The organism is Agromyces bauzanensis (assembly GCF_014645655.1).
GTDB classification, from domain to species: domain Bacteria; phylum Actinomycetota; class Actinomycetes; order Actinomycetales; family Microbacteriaceae; genus Agromyces; species Agromyces bauzanensis.
This window is the reverse complement of sequence record NZ_BMMD01000001.1, coordinates 302,969-319,703: the sequence shown is the minus strand read 5'-3', so window position 1 is coordinate 319,703 and position 16,735 is coordinate 302,969. Positions and strand designations below refer to the sequence as shown.

General features: G+C 66.4%; 16 protein-coding genes and 2 tRNA genes. 16 read left to right on the top strand and 2 right to left on the bottom strand.

Translation table 11 applies throughout. The annotated features are described in order from the left end of the window. Positions 1-46: 46 nt before the first annotated feature. From IEX31_RS01545 to IEX31_RS01520, 6 genes are all read left to right on the top strand, one after another. Positions 47-1,144 carry an ABC transporter permease gene (locus tag IEX31_RS01545; RefSeq protein WP_188741658.1) on the top strand — a complete coding sequence of 366 codons (1,098 nt, stop codon included), beginning with the start codon at positions 47-49 and terminating at the stop codon, positions 1,142-1,144. A gap of 1 nt (position 1,145) precedes the next feature. After that, positions 1,146-2,216 carry an ABC transporter permease gene (locus IEX31_RS01540; RefSeq protein ID WP_188741657.1) on the top strand — a complete coding sequence of 357 codons (1,071 nt, stop codon included), beginning with the start codon at positions 1,146-1,148 and terminating at the stop codon, positions 2,214-2,216. Further along, positions 2,213-3,901 (top strand): dipeptide ABC transporter ATP-binding protein, encoded by a 1,689-nt coding sequence (locus IEX31_RS01535; RefSeq protein ID WP_188741656.1) that lies wholly within the window; start codon positions 2,213-2,215, stop codon positions 3,899-3,901. Before IEX31_RS01540 ends, IEX31_RS01535 begins: the two co-directional genes overlap by 4 nt. Next, positions 3,901-4,758 (top strand): ATP-binding cassette domain-containing protein, encoded by an 858-nt coding sequence (locus tag IEX31_RS01530; RefSeq protein ID WP_188741655.1) that lies wholly within the window; start codon positions 3,901-3,903, stop codon positions 4,756-4,758. Before IEX31_RS01535 ends, IEX31_RS01530 begins: the two co-directional genes overlap by 1 nt. 250 nt (positions 4,759-5,008) lie before the next feature. Continuing rightward, positions 5,009-5,260 carry an NAD(P)-dependent oxidoreductase gene (locus tag IEX31_RS18610; RefSeq protein WP_229662019.1) on the top strand — a complete coding sequence of 84 codons (252 nt, stop codon included), beginning with the start codon at positions 5,009-5,011 and terminating at the stop codon, positions 5,258-5,260. A gap of 81 nt (positions 5,261-5,341) precedes the next feature. Then, positions 5,342-5,417 (top strand) — tRNA-Asn (locus IEX31_RS01520). A gap of 250 nt (positions 5,418-5,667) precedes the next feature. Here the strand turns inward: IEX31_RS01520 and def are convergent. Then, on the bottom strand, positions 5,668-6,234 hold the full coding sequence (gene def / locus IEX31_RS01515) for a peptide deformylase (RefSeq protein ID WP_188741654.1): 567 nt from the start codon (positions 6,232-6,234) through the stop codon (positions 5,668-5,670). A gap of 40 nt (positions 6,235-6,274) precedes the next feature. Here def and IEX31_RS01510 point away from each other — a divergent pair, with 40 nt between their 5' ends. The 4 genes from IEX31_RS01510 (at position 6,275) to IEX31_RS01495 (ending at position 9,287) form a co-directional block, all read left to right on the top strand. Beyond that, the gene (locus IEX31_RS01510) at positions 6,275-7,192 is read left to right on the top strand and encodes a DMT family transporter (protein ID WP_188741653.1); all 918 of its coding nucleotides are present in this window, start codon (positions 6,275-6,277) and stop codon (positions 7,190-7,192) included. A gap of 217 nt (positions 7,193-7,409) precedes the next feature. Next, positions 7,410-8,645, top strand: a complete 1,236-nt coding sequence (locus IEX31_RS01505; protein WP_373285490.1) for a glycosyltransferase — start codon at positions 7,410-7,412, stop codon at positions 8,643-8,645. After that, positions 8,607-8,680 (top strand) — tRNA-Ile (locus tag IEX31_RS01500). Before IEX31_RS01505 ends, IEX31_RS01500 begins: the two co-directional genes overlap by 39 nt. Before the next feature lie 262 nt (positions 8,681-8,942). Next, entirely contained in the window at positions 8,943-9,287 is a 345-nt protein-coding gene (locus IEX31_RS01495) for a PDDEXK family nuclease (RefSeq protein WP_188741652.1), read from the top strand. A gap of 557 nt (positions 9,288-9,844) precedes the next feature. On the opposite strand, the gene IEX31_RS01490 is transcribed toward IEX31_RS01495, so the two are convergent. Further along, the gene (locus tag IEX31_RS01490; protein WP_188741651.1) at positions 9,845-10,183 is read right to left on the bottom strand and encodes a hypothetical protein; all 339 of its coding nucleotides are present in this window, start codon (positions 10,181-10,183) and stop codon (positions 9,845-9,847) included. A 19-nt stretch (positions 10,184-10,202) separates the two neighbouring features. On the opposite strand from IEX31_RS01490, the gene IEX31_RS01485 reads away from it, so the two are divergent. The 6 genes from IEX31_RS01485 to IEX31_RS01460 all read left to right on the top strand — a co-directional run bounded on the left by IEX31_RS01485 (position 10,203) and on the right by IEX31_RS01460 (position 16,729). Further along, positions 10,203-10,688 carry a hypothetical protein gene (locus tag IEX31_RS01485; RefSeq protein WP_188741650.1) on the top strand — a complete coding sequence of 162 codons (486 nt, stop codon included), beginning with the start codon at positions 10,203-10,205 and terminating at the stop codon, positions 10,686-10,688. A 984-nt stretch (positions 10,689-11,672) separates the two neighbouring features. Next, complete coding sequence (locus tag IEX31_RS01480) at positions 11,673-12,290, top strand: DUF5677 domain-containing protein (RefSeq protein WP_188741649.1); 618 nt, start codon at positions 11,673-11,675, stop codon at positions 12,288-12,290. Positions 12,291-12,452: 162 nt separating this feature from the next. Next, entirely contained in the window at positions 12,453-13,190 is a 738-nt protein-coding gene (locus IEX31_RS01475) for a hypothetical protein (protein WP_188741648.1), read from the top strand. Positions 13,191-13,254: 64 nt separating this feature from the next. Continuing rightward, positions 13,255-14,043 carry a DUF2510 domain-containing protein gene (locus IEX31_RS01470; protein WP_188741647.1) on the top strand — a complete coding sequence of 263 codons (789 nt, stop codon included), beginning with the start codon at positions 13,255-13,257 and terminating at the stop codon, positions 14,041-14,043. 195 nt (positions 14,044-14,238) lie between these two features. Continuing rightward, positions 14,239-15,687 carry a hypothetical protein gene (locus IEX31_RS01465; RefSeq protein ID WP_188741646.1) on the top strand — a complete coding sequence of 483 codons (1,449 nt, stop codon included), beginning with the start codon at positions 14,239-14,241 and terminating at the stop codon, positions 15,685-15,687. Positions 15,688-15,736: 49 nt separating this feature from the next. Then, positions 15,737-16,729, top strand: a complete 993-nt coding sequence (locus IEX31_RS01460) for a hypothetical protein (protein WP_188741645.1) — start codon at positions 15,737-15,739, stop codon at positions 16,727-16,729. Positions 16,730-16,735: the final 6 nt, after the last annotated feature.

Here is a 16,735-nt window from a genome sequence, read left to right as displayed (position 1 = left end):
CTCGCTACCGCGGGTCGCCCCCGTTCCCTGTATCCCTGAGGAATCCATGAGCACACTTGACACCGTGTCCGCGGCCGAAGGCACCCCCGCACCGGGACGTCCGAGGCCGAAATCGACAGGAGGCGGCGGGTTCGGACGATATCTCCTCGTCCGCTTCCTCCTGATCTTCCCGACCATCTTCATCCTGGTCACGCTGGTCTTCTTCCTGATGCGAACGACCGGCGACCCCATCACCGCCGCACAGGGCGGACGACTCGGCCCCGAGGCGCTGGCCGAGCTGCGCGCGGCCGCAGGATTCGACCGGCCGCTCCTCGTCCAGTACTTCGAGTACCTCGCGCAGATCGCCACGCTGGACTTCGGGTCGACGCTGACCACGAACCGCCCGGTCGTCGAGGTGCTCGCCACGTACGGCCCCGCCACCTTCGAGCTGGTCTTCTACTCGCTCATCGTCGCCTTCGCCGTCGGCATCCCGCTCGGACTCCTCACGGCGTACTACCGAGACAAGCCGCAGGATGCCGTGTTCCGCGTGCTCGCGATCTACTGGTACGCCGTCCCGGTGTTCTTCGCGGGCCTCATCCTGAAGCTCATCTTCTCGGTGTGGCTGGGGTGGTTCCCCGTCGCAGGCCGGGCCACCGTCAGCGCGGAGCTCCAGATGCAGGTCCAACCGAACAAGACGGGCTTCTACACGATCGACGCGCTCATGACCGGCAATCCCGAGGTGCTCATCGACGTGCTGTCCCATGCAGTGCTCCCCGCGATCGCGTTGGGGCTCCTGACGGCCGGCATCTTCCTGCGACTCGTTCGCACCAACGTCATCGGCACCCTCGCGACCGACTACGTCGACGCGGCGCGTTCGCGCGGCGTCGCGGAATTCCGCCTGCTGCGCAAGCACGCGTACCGCCCCGCCCTGATCCCGATCGTGACGGTCATCGGCCTCCAGATCGCGCTGCTCCTCTCGGGCGCGGTGCTCACCGAGACCACCTTCGAGTGGAAGGGGCTCGGGTTCATCCTCGCTGAGTTTCTCGAGTCCCGGGACTTCGTGGCCGTGCAGGGCATCGTCGTGCTGCTCGCCGTGATCGTCGCCGTCACCAACTTCGTCGTCGACATCATCGCGGCGTTCATCGACCCGAGGGTGAGGTACTGACATGGCAGTGGCATCCGTCACCCCCGCCCGTCGTCGACTGCGCGACCGGCTGCCGGTGGTGCACCAGCTCCGTCAGAGCGTCGGCCTGCAGCGCGGCATGCTCGTCGCGGGTCTCGTCATGCTCGGGGTCTTCGTGCTCGTCACGATCCTCGCGCCGGTGCTCGCTCCCTACGGCTTCGCCCAGCGGGCCGACGGCGAAGGCTCGTTCGGCACCCAGCAGCCGCCGTCGGCCGAGCACCTCTTCGGAACGACCGTCGGCGGATACGACGTGCTCTCGCGAGTGATCTGGGGAACGCAGACCGCGCTCCTCGTCGTCATCGTGGCGGTGCTCCTCTCGATCTTCATCGGCGTGGCACTCGGCCTCTACTCGGGCTACTTCGGAGGCTGGCTCGATCGACTCCTCGTGGTCGTGTTCGACGCCATCTACGCGTTCCCGTCGCTGCTGCTCGCCATCGTGCTGTCGATCGTCATCTCGGGTGGCCAGTCGAGCCTGTGGGGCGGTGTGCTCGCGGCCGCGGGATCGATCGTGGTGGTGTTCATCCCGCAGTACTTCCGGGTCATCCGCGCCGAGACGGTGCGCATCAAGGCGGAGCCGTTCGTCGAGTCCGCCAAGGTGCTCGGCGCGTCGAACTCGCGGATCGTGTTCAAGCACGTCTTCCGCAACGCGACGCGCACGCTCCCGCTCATCATCACGCTGAACTCCGCGGAGGCGATCCTCACGCTCGCGGCGCTCGGCTTCCTCGGCTTCGGCATCGAGCCGACCGCGGCGGCCGAGTGGGGCTATGACCTCTTCAAGGCGCAGTCGGATGTCACGAGCGGCATCTGGTGGACCGCGCTGTACCCCGGTCTCGCGATCGTATTCGCGGTGCTCGGCATCATGCTCGTCGGCGAGAGCCTCAACGACCTCGCCGACCCGCGACTGCGCGGACGACGTCGGGTGGCGCAGGCATCCGGCCAGGTCGCCGAGACCTCCGTGGTCCCCGGCGGCACGCTGACCGCGGGGCCCGGCGGCTTGGGCGGTCTCGAAGACGAGGAGACATTCGGCGACCAGGGAATCGAGGTCAGGCGATGAGCACGGTGGTCGACATCAGGAACCTCGGCGTCTCGTTCTCCACGGATGCCGGGGCGGTGAAGGCCGTCGACGATGTCTCGTTGTCGGTCGACCGCGGAGAGGTCCTCGCGATCGTGGGCGAGTCCGGCAGCGGCAAGACGGTGACGGCGAAGACCATCCTGGGATTGCTGCCCGAGACCGCGACGGCTCGAGGCGCGGTGGTGCTCTCGAATCGGGAGGGCACGCGCGAGAGCAACATCGTCAGCCTGTCGAAGCAGCAGCTCCGTGCGGTGCGCGGCACGGACGTGGCCATGGTCTTCCAGGAGCCCTCGACGGCGCTGAACCCCGTGTACAAGGTCGGCTGGCAGATCATGGAGGGCCTGCGGGCGCACGGCGAGATCTCGAAGAAGGAGGCTCGCGCGCAGGCGATCGAGATCCTCGGCCGTGTCGGCATCCCCGACCCCGAGGTGCGGGTCGACCACTACCCGCACCAGTTCTCGGGCGGGCAGAAGCAGCGCATCGTCATCGCCATGGCGCTCGTGCTGAATCCCGGCCTCATCGTCGCGGACGAGCCCACGACGGCGCTCGACGTGACCGTGCAGGCCGAGATCCTCGACCTGCTCCGCCGCGTCCGCGACGAGTTCGGCACGGCGATCGTGCTCATCACGCACAACATGGGCGTCGTCGCCGACCTCGCCGACCGGGTGGCGGTCATGTACCAGGGCAAGATCGTCGAGCAGGCCGACGTCGCGACGCTCTTCGCCGCGCCGAAGGACGACTACACCAAGGCGCTGCTCGCCGCCGTGCCCTACGTCGGCCACGGCACCGTCCACGCGGCCGAACGTGCCGCGGAGCGTCCGGCGGGCTGGGCCGAGCAGGCACCCGCCGTCGAGGCGCGCGGCCTCGAGATCGAGTACCCCGGACGCTTCGGCAGGGCCGGGTTCCGCGCGGTCGACGGCGTCGACCTCACCATCCGGCCGGGCGAGGTGCTGGGCCTCGTCGGCGAGAGCGGATCCGGCAAGACCACGATCGGCCGGGCCATCGCCGGGCTCACCAAGGTCACGGGCGGGTCGCTGCAGGTGCTCGGCCACGAGATGCTCGGCGGCCGCGAGCGCGACTTCCGGCCGCTTCGCAGCCGCATCGGCTTCGTCTTCCAGGACCCGGCGTCGAGCTTCAACCCGCTGCTGACGATCGCCGAGTGCGTCGCCGAGCCGCTCGTGATCCACGGGCGGGCAGCGGATGCCGCGGATGCTCGTCAGCGTGTCGACGAGCTGCTCGAGGCGGTGCAGCTGCCCCGCGCGTACGGCGACCGGTTCCCGCACGAGCTCTCCGGCGGACAGCGCCAGCGCGCGAGCCTCGCCCGGGCCATCGCGCTCGAGCCCGAGCTCCTCATCGCCGACGAGCCGACCTCGGCGCTCGACGTGTCGGTGCAGGCGCGCGTGCTCGAACTGTTCGCGGAGCTCCAGCGCGGGTTCGGCTTCGCGTCCCTGTTCATCAGCCACGACCTCGCCGTGGTCGACCTCCTCGCCGACCGCATCGCGGTGCTGTACCGCGGCGAGCTCGTCGAGGAGGGAACGGGCGCCGAGGTGCTCGGCGCGCCGAGGGACCCGTACACGCAGCGACTGCTCGCCTCGCTTCCGGTGCCCGACCCGATCGCCCAGGCCGAACGCCGAGAGGAACTGCGCCGGCTTCGGGAGGCGAGCTGATGCGGGGGGCCGCGCACGGCTATCCGATCGTGCTGAGCGACCTCTCGCTCGAATACCCGCCGCACGGCGCGAGCCCGGCGCACGTGGCGTTGCGCGGACTGACGCTCACCATCGCCCCGGGGGAGGTGCTGGGGCTGCTCGGCAGCGCCGGCAGCGGCAAGAGCACGCTCGCGAAGGTGCTCTCGGGCGTCGCGCTCGACCCGAAGTCGCCCGACGTGCATCCCGTCATCACGGGCGGCGAGGCGACGGTGCTCGGACTCCGACTGCGAGGCATCCCGAGACGAGAGCTTCCCGAGTACCGGTTCCACGTCGGCTATCTGGCGCAGGACGCCGCGGCGACCCTGCCGGCCGACCTCACGATCGCCGAGATCGTGGGCGAGCCCATCCTCGAGCGAGATCGCCGCTACAACCGCAAGGCGCTGCAGACGCGCGTGGCGACGATGGTCGACGCCGTCCGGCTGCCACTCGGGTACCTCGACAAGTTCCCCTACGAGTTGAGCGGCGGCCAACGCCAGCGCGTCGCGCTCGCCCGGGCGCTGGTGCTCGGTCCGTCGGTGCTCATCGCCGACGAGCCGACGGCCGGCATCGACCTCACGGTGCGCGACGTCGTGGCCCAGCTGATCGTCGAGCTCCGCGAGCAGCACACGTTCACGGCGCTCATCATCAGCCACGACCTCCCGGTGCTGCGTCGCACGGCCGATCGCATCGCCGTGCTCGATCGCGGCGAGCTCGCCGCGATCGGCACGATCGAGGAGGTCTTCCACGATCCCGAGCACCCGTACGTGATGGCGCTCGCGGGTGCGCTCGACGACGGGCACGCCATCATCGACGAGCTCGGCGACGGTCCGCCGCGGTGACGGATGCCCCGGGGCCGCCCTCCCGGCATCGGGCCGTGCCCGGCGCGGCCGACGCCTCCGCCGATGTCGCTTGGGTGCAGTCGCCGTGGGCGGGCGTCGACGCGTTCGCACCCCTGCTCGAACGCCACTGCGGCGACGGTCGGGTCTGGACGAGCGCGAAGGGCGCGTACGCGCAACCCGTCGCCGAGCACGCGCTCATGCTCGCGCTGGCCCTGCTGCGCGAACTGTCGCGACGCATCGGCGCGCGGGAATGGCCGACGCGCTCGTCGACGCGCTGCGTTCGGGTCGGCTCGGCGGAGCGGGACTCGACGTCGCCGAGCCGGAGCCGCTACCGGCGGGGCATCCGCTCTGGTCGGCACCTGGCTGCATCATCACGCCGCACGTGGCCGACACCGAGGCGATGACGGTGCCGCCCTTCGCCGTCCGGGTGCGGCGGAATGTCGCCGCGTTCCTCGGCGACGGCGCCTTCGAGGGCCGCGTCGACCTCGATGCCGGATACTGAGCGACGACGGCGCTCGCGAGGCGGCCTCGAATTGGGAGACCGGGCCACCCTTTGCTAGAGTGACTCTGCTGAAACACGCGATCCTCCATAGCTCAATTGGCAGAGCAATCGGCTGTTAACCGATAGGTTCTTGGTTCGAGTCCAAGTGGGGGAGCCACTCGTGCGGGACTCGATGAGGGCGGAATCCTTCGCGAGACCACCGGCCGCAAGCGCAGCCGGGTGTGGCTCGCCGCGGATGTCTCCGGCGAGCCGGACGACCTCGAACAGCGCATCGCTCGCCGCGTCTTCACCGGGTGACCTGTCGGCGCGCGTCCCATGGGGTGGGTTCGATCGGTCTCGATACGGCGCCACGCGCCTACTCGACCACCCGGTGGCGCTTCGCGCCCAACCGGCCGGAGGGTGGGCGATCAATCCTCGAGGTGGTCGACCCCTGGCATCCACGAGACACCGGGCCGGCCCCAGCCGACCTTCTTCGCGATCTTCGCGACGATGCGCTGGTCGCGTTCGCCGAGCCGGTCGGTGTAGAGCATGCCATCGAGGTGGTCGTACTCGTGCTGGAAGATGCGCGCGAGCCATCCCTCGGCGGTGATCTCGAACGGCTCGCCCTCGAGATCGGTCGCCCGGAGCATCGCTCGAGCAGCGCGCCGGAGCCCGAAGCGCTCGCCCGGAAAGCTCAGGCAGCCCTCTGACTCCTCGTCGGGATCGGGCTCGCCCGCCGGCGGCGGCGAGATCCACAGCTCGGGGTTGAACGCCACGCCTCGCCACCGTGTGCCCGACTCGTCGACCCAGCCGTACGTGAACAGCCGCAGCGGCACGCCCACCTGCGGGGCGGCGAGCCCGACGCCGGGCGCGGCATCCATCGTCTCGAACATGTCGCGCACGAGTGCGCGGAGCTCGTCGTCGATGGCCTCGACTGGCCGGGCGGGGGAGTGGAGCACTGGGTCGCCTGAGATGCGGATGGGGAGCACGGCCATTCGCCAAGGATATCGGCGGGCGAACGGGTAGGGTCGTTGCGTGGATCCCGACCTGACCGACTTCACCGAGCAGATCGCGCTCGACCCCACGCAGTTCATCGGCATCCCGCTCGCGCTCATCGGCGCGGTGTTCCTCTCGCTCGGTGCCCAGTTCCAGCACCGAGGCGTCGTCAAGGTCGAATCCAGCACCGTCGACACGCTGGGCAAGGGGCTGAACGTCAAGCAGCTCTCGCTCCTGCTCGCGCGTCCGTCGTGGGTCATCGGCACGCTGATGTTGGGCCTCGCCATCGTCTTCCAGCTGTCGTCGCTGTACTTCGCGCCGATCATCGTGGTGCAGCCCCTCGGCGCCATCGCGCTCGTGATCACGTCGATCCTGAACTCCCGCGTCAGCCGTGTGAAGCTGAATCACAAGTCGATCATCGCCATCGTGATGTGCGTCGGCGGCGTGTTCCTCTTCGTCGGCGTCGCTGCGTTCACGGCGGTCGACAGGCCGGTCACCGACCAGCATCTCATCACGATCCTCACGATCCTCGCGATCGTCCTCGCCCTTGCGGCCGTCGCCTTCTGGCTGTTCCGCCACCGCATCCGCGCGATCTTCTACGTGATCATGGCCGGCGTGCTGTACGGCTTCGTCGCGACACTCGCGAAGGTCGTGCTGGGCCGCCTGCAGCAGGGCGAGTTCGAGTGGCTCACGTTCCTCTGTCTGATCGGCCTTATCCTCGCCACCGCGCTCGGGGCCTACTTCGTGCAGAACGCCTACGCCACCGGCCCGCCCGACCTCGTCATCGCGGGGCTCACGGTGGTCGACCCGATGGTCGCCGTGGCGATCGGCATCCTGGTGCTCGGGGAGGCGTCGCAGGCGCCCCCGTGGGCGAATGTCGTGTTCGTCATCGCGGGGGTGATCGCCGTGTGGGGCGTGTTCATCCTGGCCCGAAATCACCCGCAGACCCGGCTCTGATCCGCTGCCGCGACATGCTTCCCACAGGGGCGCGCAGGCATGCCCGCGTAGACTAAGGTCGGATGCAGTTCGCGCACGCCGAACCCCCGCGCCGTGCATCCCACGAGGCCGACCGCCTCAATCCGACGAATGTGAGGAACGAGACCACGTGTATGACACACCTGGTGCGACACCCCCGACCCGGAACGACGGCACAGAGACGGAACGTCCGCTCAAGATCCTGATCGGCGCCGACACGTTCGCCCCCGACGTGAACGGCGCCGCTCGTTTCGCCGAGCGCCTCGCCGCCGGACTCGTCGAGCGCGGCCACGAGGTGCACGTCATGGCACCGGCCGCCAATCGAAAGCACGGCACGTGGAAGGAGGTGCACGAGGGCCAGGAGCTCACGGCGCACCGCCTGTACAGCTGGCGCTGGTATCCGCACGACTGGCTGCGGTTCGCTCTCCCGTGGCGCATCAAGCAGAACAGCGCCCGGGTGATCGACGAGGTCAAGCCCGACGTTGTGCACTTCCAGTCGCACATCACCGTGGGTCGGGGACTCTCCATCGAGGCCCAGAAGCGCGGCATCCGGATCATCGGCACCAATCACTTCATGCCCGAGAACATGCTCGAGTTCACGCTGCTGCCGGGGGCCTGGCAGGAGTGGGCCGTCGGGCTGGCCTGGAAGGCGGCGCGACGCACCTTCGGACGTGCCGAAGCGGTCACCACGCCAACGCGCAAGGCCGCCCAGTTCCTCGAGCGCCACACCGGCCTCTCGGGCGTGCACGCCATCTCGTGCGGCATCGACGCGCACAAGTACTCGCCCTCGTGGGAGCCTCGCACCGAGAACCGCATCATCTTCGTCGGTCGCGTGACCGGCGAGAAGCACATCGACGTGCTGCTGCGCGCCGTGAAGCTGCTGCCCGTCGAGCTCGACGCCAAGGTCGAGATCGTCGGCGGCGGCGACCAGAAGCGCAACCTCGAGCATCTCGCGGTCGAACTCGGCATCGCCGACCGCGTCACGTTCACGGGCTACGTCACCGACGACGAGCTGCGCGAGGCGTATCACCGGGCCTCGGTGCTCGCCATGCCCTCGATCGCCGAGCTGCAGAGCATCGTGACCATGGAGGCCATGGCCTCGGCGCTGCCGGTCGTCGCCGCGAACGCCATGGCGCTGCCGCACCTCGTGCACGACGGGGAGAACGGCTACCTGTTCGCGCCCGGAAGCCCCGAGGATCTCGCCGCTAAGCTGCGCATGGTGCTCGAGGCGTCGCCCGACGAGTACCGCTCGCTCAAGGAGGGGTCGATCCGGCTCATCGCGGCGCACGACATCCAGCGCACGATCTCGACGTTCGAGAGCCTGTATCGTGGAAGGCCGGTGACCGATCCGGTCACCGAGATCGCGCCAGCGGCACTCCCGAGTGACGCTCCGCGAGGGGCGGTAGCTCAGCCGGTCAGAGCAGTGGACTCATAATCCATCGGTCGCCAGTTCAAGTCTGGTCCGCCCCACAAATAGTCTTTTGACCTGGGTTTTTATCTCGCTTTCGCGCCGGCGGTGGAACTGCGATTCATACGCAGCCGATTCGTGTTCGGCCGAGTTGGGCCTGCCTGGCCTCGGCTCGCTTGCCGTGGTCGAATCTCGAATGCTCGGGCGCGTCGGCGGGCTTCGCCGTCGCTCCGGCAACTCAGGTGTCACCTACTCCTGCTGCAAAGCCCCTGTCACCGAGCGCACTACACCCCCCGATTGTCGGACTCGATCGTAGTCTTGGGTGTGCCCACCTACGACTGGCCTTTGATTCAGCAGCGAAGCGGTGAATCTATCGAGTCCCTGATCGCGACGCTCTTGCGTCGGGAGTACCCGGCCGCGCGGCAGGTGAATCCGTCACAAGGCGATGGAGGTATCGACATCCTCCTCGCGACGGACGAGGGGCTTGAGATCTGGCAGGTCAAAGGCTTCACCACAGCGATGACCAACAAACAGTTCCGCCAAGTGAAAGCGTCCTGGGAGCGATTCGTCGCAGAGCACGTCACCCCGGTGAGCAGCGGATCGCCCGATATCACCTCGTCACACCGTGGACGCCGACCGAAGAGCGCGTCCGCGAGTTCGACGACCTGACGGCCGGGTCGGCCTTTCCTCGCCAGTGGGATGGCGACGCGTTCATCGCCGGCCTCGCGGACCGCTATCCGGAGACGATGCAGAGGTTCATTCACGGAGAAGGAGTGCTCGAGCAGTTCATCAGCCAGAAGGCGATGCTCGCGTCCTCACCCGTCGAGCGAGGCGAGTCATTTACGATGCTCGATGCGATCGAGACGCGGCAGGATGCGCTCGACGCAATCCGTGACAGCGTCCATGACAACTACCACATCGAGTATGGAACTCGGTCTGTGCCCAGTGGCAATGAGGTTCCGCTGCCGAGCAAGGACGACCCGGCGGTCTTTCACCGGATGACCTATCTCGGTGACTCGCGATGGAAGTACGTGTCCGTCGTGCCTCGCACCCCCGACGCCGTCCAGATCGATCCAATCAGCCTGAACCTCGAGTTTCTAGCGACGCCGGGAACACCGGAGCACGACGCGGTGCTCGCGCGGTCTGAGTGGGGGATTCCCTTCACAGACGCACGGGTCAGGGCACAGACAGTGGGTGGCCCCTTTGCCGAGGAGGAACCTGTTGAATCAACTATCTCCTTCGTCGAGATCGAGCGTGAGGACAGCCCATCGCTGTACTTGCGATGCGTGACGGGCGACGGCGAAGTCCGATTCCGTCTGCCGATGCGGGTCATGGCGCACACGGTCGGCGTGGACACCGGCTGGGTCCGCCTCGTGGTCGACACCCAGGAGAGGACGCTTGCTTTCGAGCTCCGGTTCAAGCCGGGGGAAGACGCTGGCGCGGAGGCGAAGATGGGAGACGTCGACGGGCGCAACCCTGAAGCAGTCCGCGACGAGATCGACACTCTGCTCAGCATCCGACGACGACGTCATCTCGATCGAGACGGCCAGCGCGCAGCCGCTCATTCGGGCACGCGGCGCCGTGATGCCGACTGCCCTGGAAGCCATCCAGCGGCCGGTGGCACAGCAACTCGCTCAACTGCAGGAGTACACGGCATCTGTCCTCGTGATGCCCAACGTCACCGAGGTCACCGACGGCCAGTTCCGGTACCTCTCGCTCCTCGCGTCGATCTACAATGGTACGCCGCATCGCTGGCGGTGGACCGAAGCCACGCTGGAGGTGCCCGAAGAGCCGGCCGAAGCGGAACGAATTGTGGCGCTTGCCATCGAAGCGCAGGCCGGCACGCACACCCTCGTCAAGGTCGAGGCGCCCATGTTCCTTCTCGGGAACAGGACGTACTCGATTGATCACCCTATTGCGAGTACCACGCATTCGATCGTGTTGGACTCCAGCGTCGATCCCTCAGCGTTGCGTTCTGGAGACACGTTCCGCCTCGTCCCCGGCGAAGACGACCACGCGACGACGGCGAAAGTCGTCGACTGGACTCCGGGGAGCATACAGTTCGACTGAACTTGCGAAAGGACTCATTGCTCCAGCCGTTCAGCATGAGCGGCTACCTCGGCGGGCGCCGCTGACGTGAACCACGCGTATTGCTTCCCCGAGCCGGGGCCGGGGAACTTCGCGGACGAGCCCTCTTGTGGAGCCGGCTTCAGGACTCAGGTCGGCAGTCCGCGAGGTGAATCGGCTGACTTCTGTTTCAGCGGGTGCTTTGTTTTGGCAATCGGTGCCGCTCGGCTACGGCGCGCCAAACCCCGATCAGCCGACTGCGACCAACGTCCTGACCCGGTACATCTAGATGGTCGGGGNCAGGTCCTGGACCTCCTACACATCCCCACCAACGTCTACAACTCGACCGAAGCCCAGTGAAGCGGGGGCCCAAAACGCGATCGAGAAGTGCGGAACGTCAGGACGACTGCTCTTTTTACTTCAGTTGCTGTCACCAACTGAGTCAAGAGACATAATCCGGAGTTTGCGCTGAAACCTCTTGACCAAGACTCCCAGATGACATGCTTCTCCTTTTAGGTTCACTGACTCGCAATTTCCGCCGCCGGCGCCGGATGTAAGGATCACTTACCGATTTCGTGCAAACAAGTCCCCTCTAGTGCGGACAGGGACTCCCGCATGATCGGGTGACAAACGCTAGCCTTCGACGAGGGGGTGCGTCTCGTAGCGTGGTGTCAATTCCTGCGAGGTCTTTGTCGTCGTTGACGTCAGAGGGGCCATCGTGGGAGACCCAGTTGTTTCCGCCAAGAAGCAAGGAAGCGAATCCCACGATGACCCAGAACCAGTCTGCCCTGACGACCCTGATCTCAGAAGTTCTCGCCGATCCCGACCTCGCTCNGAGCCCTCGAAGCCGACGGCATCCTCACCCGCCACGACTGGCACCCCGAATGGAACTACACCCTCAACCCCACGACACGCACAGATTAATCATTCGCGAGCCCTTACGACGTCCTCAGCCCACACGCCAATGAGTTTCTTCTGCTCTACGGTGTGATTGCACGCACCATCCGCTACGCGGATGCCTATCTCAGCCTCTCGCGCGCGGGCTACGGGTCCGAGGCGGTGGCACTGGCTCGGGCATCGCTTGAGCACGCCGTCACGCTGCAGTGGATCTTCGTCGTGCAGGGCGGCATCGACCGCTTCCGAGTCACCGCGGCCCACGACCGCCAAGAGCACTACTCGAATCTGGCCGCGTGGCTAAACAACCACGAGCTGGCCGAGGAGGTGACGAAGCTCGACTCGCCGCCCGACGGCAAGCGCCTGCCGCCATTCATGAACATGCTGCGCGACCTTGACCAAGACAGATTCTTGGAGACCAGCTACCACATCCTCTCCCAGCAGGTGCACGTCACTCATGCGGCGGTGACGGCCTTCATCACGCCTGGCGAGGAGGAAGAACTCCATATCAACTACGACCAGGACTACGGGTACCAATACCAGGCGACCTACGTCGTAGCCGCAGCCTGCATGCTCGCGCGCTGGGTCGTCGCCCGCCTCACGAACGACACCGAACTACTGACCAGGCTCGACAACACGTCGGACGATCTGATCCTCCCGATGACCCTGATGGACAACGTCGCAGCCGAGAAGCGACGCAAGGGACTCTGAGGCCGTTTCGTACGGCACCACGTCGGCGGCCGCTCGTAGCCTGGCATCGTGCAAGAACTCTTCGACCTCGCCTTCGCACGCATCGACCGCGCGGAGGCCAAGCGGCGCGAGTTTTCAACGGCGTGGACGGACTACATCTCGGTGCACCCGTGGGACATCGACGTGCGCGAGGTCGAGCCGTGCTCGTTCGAGATCCTGGCGGTGATGCGGGAGCCTGCGCCACTCGAGTTGTCCATGATCTTCAGCGAGTGGCTCGCGGCCCTTCGCGCCGCGCTCGACAACGGGCTCTACGCCTGGGTTGCGGCGGTGACCGGTCAGAACCCACCACCGAAGCCTGAGCGCATCCAGTATCCGATCTGTTCGACGCGGGAGGAGTTCCGCGACCAGCGCAAGCGGCTATCCGGAGTGCCGAGCGACATCCTCGACAAGTTGGAAGTAGCCCAGCCTTACCAATCTCCTTACGGGCCGGAGAGCAATCTCACCTACTGGATTCACGAGCTGGCGCGTACCGACCGGCATCGCACCGCCCACGTCGGGCTGGGCCGCGTCGACGAGCATCGAATCCGACTGCGCGTGCCGGAGGGTGTCACCGCGGTCTTCGACGAGTCCGTCGAGCCGTACAGCCAGATTGAAGGCGAACTCCTCGTCGGCCGGTTCACGACGAGCAAGCCGATCTCTCGGTACGAGGTCGTCGCCGACCTCACCGGCGTCTTCATCGCTCCCGAGATCCGCGCCTGGGCAGACTTCACGCTCAACGGCAGCCGACAGTCGCTCTGGAAGCGCATGATCTACACCGAGTTCTACATGCGCCACCACCTGGAGAACATGGCAGCGTTCAGCGACGCCACTCCCCCAGGCGGCTTCAAGACCTTCGACTTGGACGAGACGCAGACAGCCTGACCTGACGGCTCGACTGTGGCGCTGATTCGGCTGGTGTCGTCGACGCACGATACGTTTCCTACCTATGAGCGAACGCACCCCCGGCTGGTACCCGGACCCCGACCGGCCTCGAAGCATCCGCTGGTGGAACGGGAGTGATTGGACCGACGAGCAGCCTCCACAGCCATCCGCCAGCACTCCGGCACTGAATTCAGAATCCACCCCTGAGACGCCTCCCAAGTCGCGAAGAGGGCTCCTCATCGCCGGCATCGCAGTCGGTGCGGTGCTCCTCGTCGGCGCAGGCGTTGCAGTCGGATCATCGCTGCTCAATCGCGAAGCTCCCGCGCAGGCGGCCGCGTCGCCCTCAGCAACCAAGGAAGCCGAAGTGCGGACAACGCCTTCGGCTGCGGCGCAGCCGACGCCCGAAGCCCCGCCTGCCCCCACCGTGATGGCCGTCGGACAAACGCTCGAAAGCAAGAACTTCCACCTGACCGTAAACAGCGCCGAGATACTCGACCAGATCGAGACGACTGACGGGGCACCCTTGACGCCTGCTGCCGGAACGCAGCTCGTGCTGGTCAAGACCACGTACACCGTCACCGGCCCAAATGCCGTCGACCTGACCTGCGGCAACTACGACACGTTCATCCGCGGATACGACAGCGAGGGCGGGCAGATGGCCGAGACCTTCGAGACTCCTCGAATTCCCGGAAACCAGCCCTGCAATCAGAAGATCGTGACAGGGCAGACGGCGGAGTGGAACTTCGCCTATCAGATGACCTCCGGCCGACAGCCTGGTGCCCTGGTCGTCGTCGACACGAACTTCTACGGCGAAGGCTCGTGGGGAGAAGAGAACGTGATGGCGTTGCGATAACCCGTGGCGGCCGCGATCCGATCAGGACGGGTTGCGCGCGCACAGGACTCCCGTCCTGCCGAGACGCATGGCCGCCTCCGCCTTCCACAACGCAGCTGTGAGCTGACCCTCTGGAGGCGTTCCAGTGTCGCGAGTTTGGTTCGGGCGTAGTGGACCACGAACTGGAGTGTCGGTGCCGTGCCGTAGCGTCTGCGTATGCCGCCAGAGGGACCATCGATCCGCTACGTCGATTTCCGGCAGGCTGTGCGGCGCTTTCCACCCTCGAAGTTCCTCCCGGCGTTGGCGACACACACCGCGCAGCTCGACCCACTCGTTCGTCCGCGCGACCAGCGAAATGGCGGTCGCTGGCCCTGGGCGGCTTCTGCCATGGCGCGCGAGTCCGTGCTCTACTCCAACGAACACCGCCATGGCGGCAGCCCCAGCGACTCGGACTTCAACCGCCTCTACAACCTGTTTAACGACTCGGACGACACCATCGGCGAGCCGAGCCTCTCGGACATCATGACGCCGCTCGTGTACGAGCAGTTTGCCTACGGCGAGTCCGAGTTCGAGGAACTGTCACGCGTGTGGGCGCTCTTCGGTGATCCAAGCTTGGGCACTCCCATTCCATGGGCGGATGTCTTCGGAATGTCTCTCGCGGAGGCTGCGCGGGCGGCACTGGTGCTGCATGGCTGGGTTGTCATGAACGGCGGTCGACTCGACCGTGGACTGTTCGACGCCCCACACATGCAGGAGGTCTTCGAGCGCGTGGCACCACGCGAGCAACTGATTGGGCTCGCCGACTACTTCACGGCGACCGTCGAGCAAGCACGGGCGCTACACAGCGAGGCCACCGGTGTGTCGAAAGACAAGCAGCGATTTGCGTTCAATCCGTTTGTGGCGCGGCCATTGATCGACCTCGGTGCGGCCGGCGTGTGGGCACCCCAAACGATGCTCGTGTCTCGCGCGATCTTCCCCAGCAACCTCTACTACGTCGGCATAAGACGCTGGGGCAAGCCGTTCGCCGATAACCTCGGCGATCGCGTTGAACAGTATGTTGGTCGCCAGCTCCGCCTTCTGGGCGGCGACCACGTCAAGGGCGAGATCGAGTACGCGAAGGGCCAGAAGTCCGTCGATTGGTTCTGGGTCACCGACCAGGCCGTCGTGCTCGTCGAGTGCAAGTCGGCTCGTATGACGCTCGGCGCGAAGGCGGCAGATGATTCGCTCGGCGCAGTAGTCGCGCGATCGATCGGGAAGGCGCGTGCCCAGATCGATCGCACGGCACAGTTCATCCGCGATCGCCACCCGGCGTTCGCACATCTGCCGAGCGACCGTCCGATCGTCGGGATGATCGTGACCGCGGAGCCCTTCTACCTCGGCAACGCCGGCATCCTGCCCGAGTACGGTGCCCTGGGTGCGACGGCGTCACAGGTCGTGTCGCTGCGTGAGCTGGAGCACTTCGTGATGCTCGAGAAGGACGAAGCAGCCGGGCTCTTGCTCTCGATTGTTGCTGACCCGGAGAAGCGCACGTGGGCGCTTTCGTCGGTGATGAACGACCTTCATGCACTCCCCAAGAACACGATCTTGGAGCAGGCGTGGCACCAGTATGACTACATCGACGCACGCGGGCCCGCCGTCGCTCCCGCGTCGCTCAAAACGTCCTGACACCGATTGTTCACTGGCGCAGATGCCCGGCCGGGCGGATCGTGGATTCATGGATGCGGCCACGATCATGCCCCCTGAGCAGATCCACGAGCACGAGGGCATCCTCTGGAAGCCAAAGCCCGGCGCAACGTCGAGCTTCGAGGAGTTCCTCCACGCCCGGGTGCAGTGGCTTGAGATTTGGCACGAAACGGACTGGAACCCCTGGCGCGAGGAGGAACTCGCCCCACAACTCGCCCGCGCCGAGCATGTCACCGACGAGTGGGAACGCGCCGAACGAGACTTCCGTCCGCTCTCCAAGCGTCAGATCGGTGCACGCATGGGCGCGATCAAACGCAAGGTAGGTGCCGAGCGAGAAGCAGATGAAGCGCGCTGGGAACGAGACAAAACCCGGTACGACGCCGACCGCGAGAAGGCAAGATTCGCGCTCCTGGAACGAGAGGTGATCCACGCCAACCAACTCCGCGAGATCGCCGACTACCGCAGCGGCGTGCTCTATCCCTCGATGGATGCGCACCGGCGTACCCGGCAGATCGCAGAACTGGAAGCAAGTATCACGACCAGCGAACAGGCGATCGCTCGGTTGTCGACGGTCGTAGGGGATCGTGAGGACGTCGTCGATGAGAACGGCAGGCTCCCTCGCGACCGCCGCAGCTGGAACCTCATCTGGTACCGATACGAGCGCAAGGAACGAGTAGGCGAACTCCAACAGTCCACGGCTGAACTCCGCGAGACGCTCGCGACCACCCAAGACCGCAAGGAAAAGTCATCGCTTCAGAGCCAGCTCTACGTCCATGAGCGTCGGCTCCGCGCCCTCCTTGCTGTGCCGCGACTCGAAGCCGACCAGATGTGCGCAGACTGCCTCACGCCGCAGTCGTGGCATGTCTACGGACGCGACATCAGTGAATCCTGTCCATGCCCGAGGTGGCCTATCTTCGCGGCGAGGACGGAGCGAGTCTGGGAGATTCTGCGTTCTGCGTCGGACCGAGTCGGGCCAGCCGAACCGGCGCCGCCCAAACCCCAACCGCTCGCCACTCTCCCGTGACCTGCT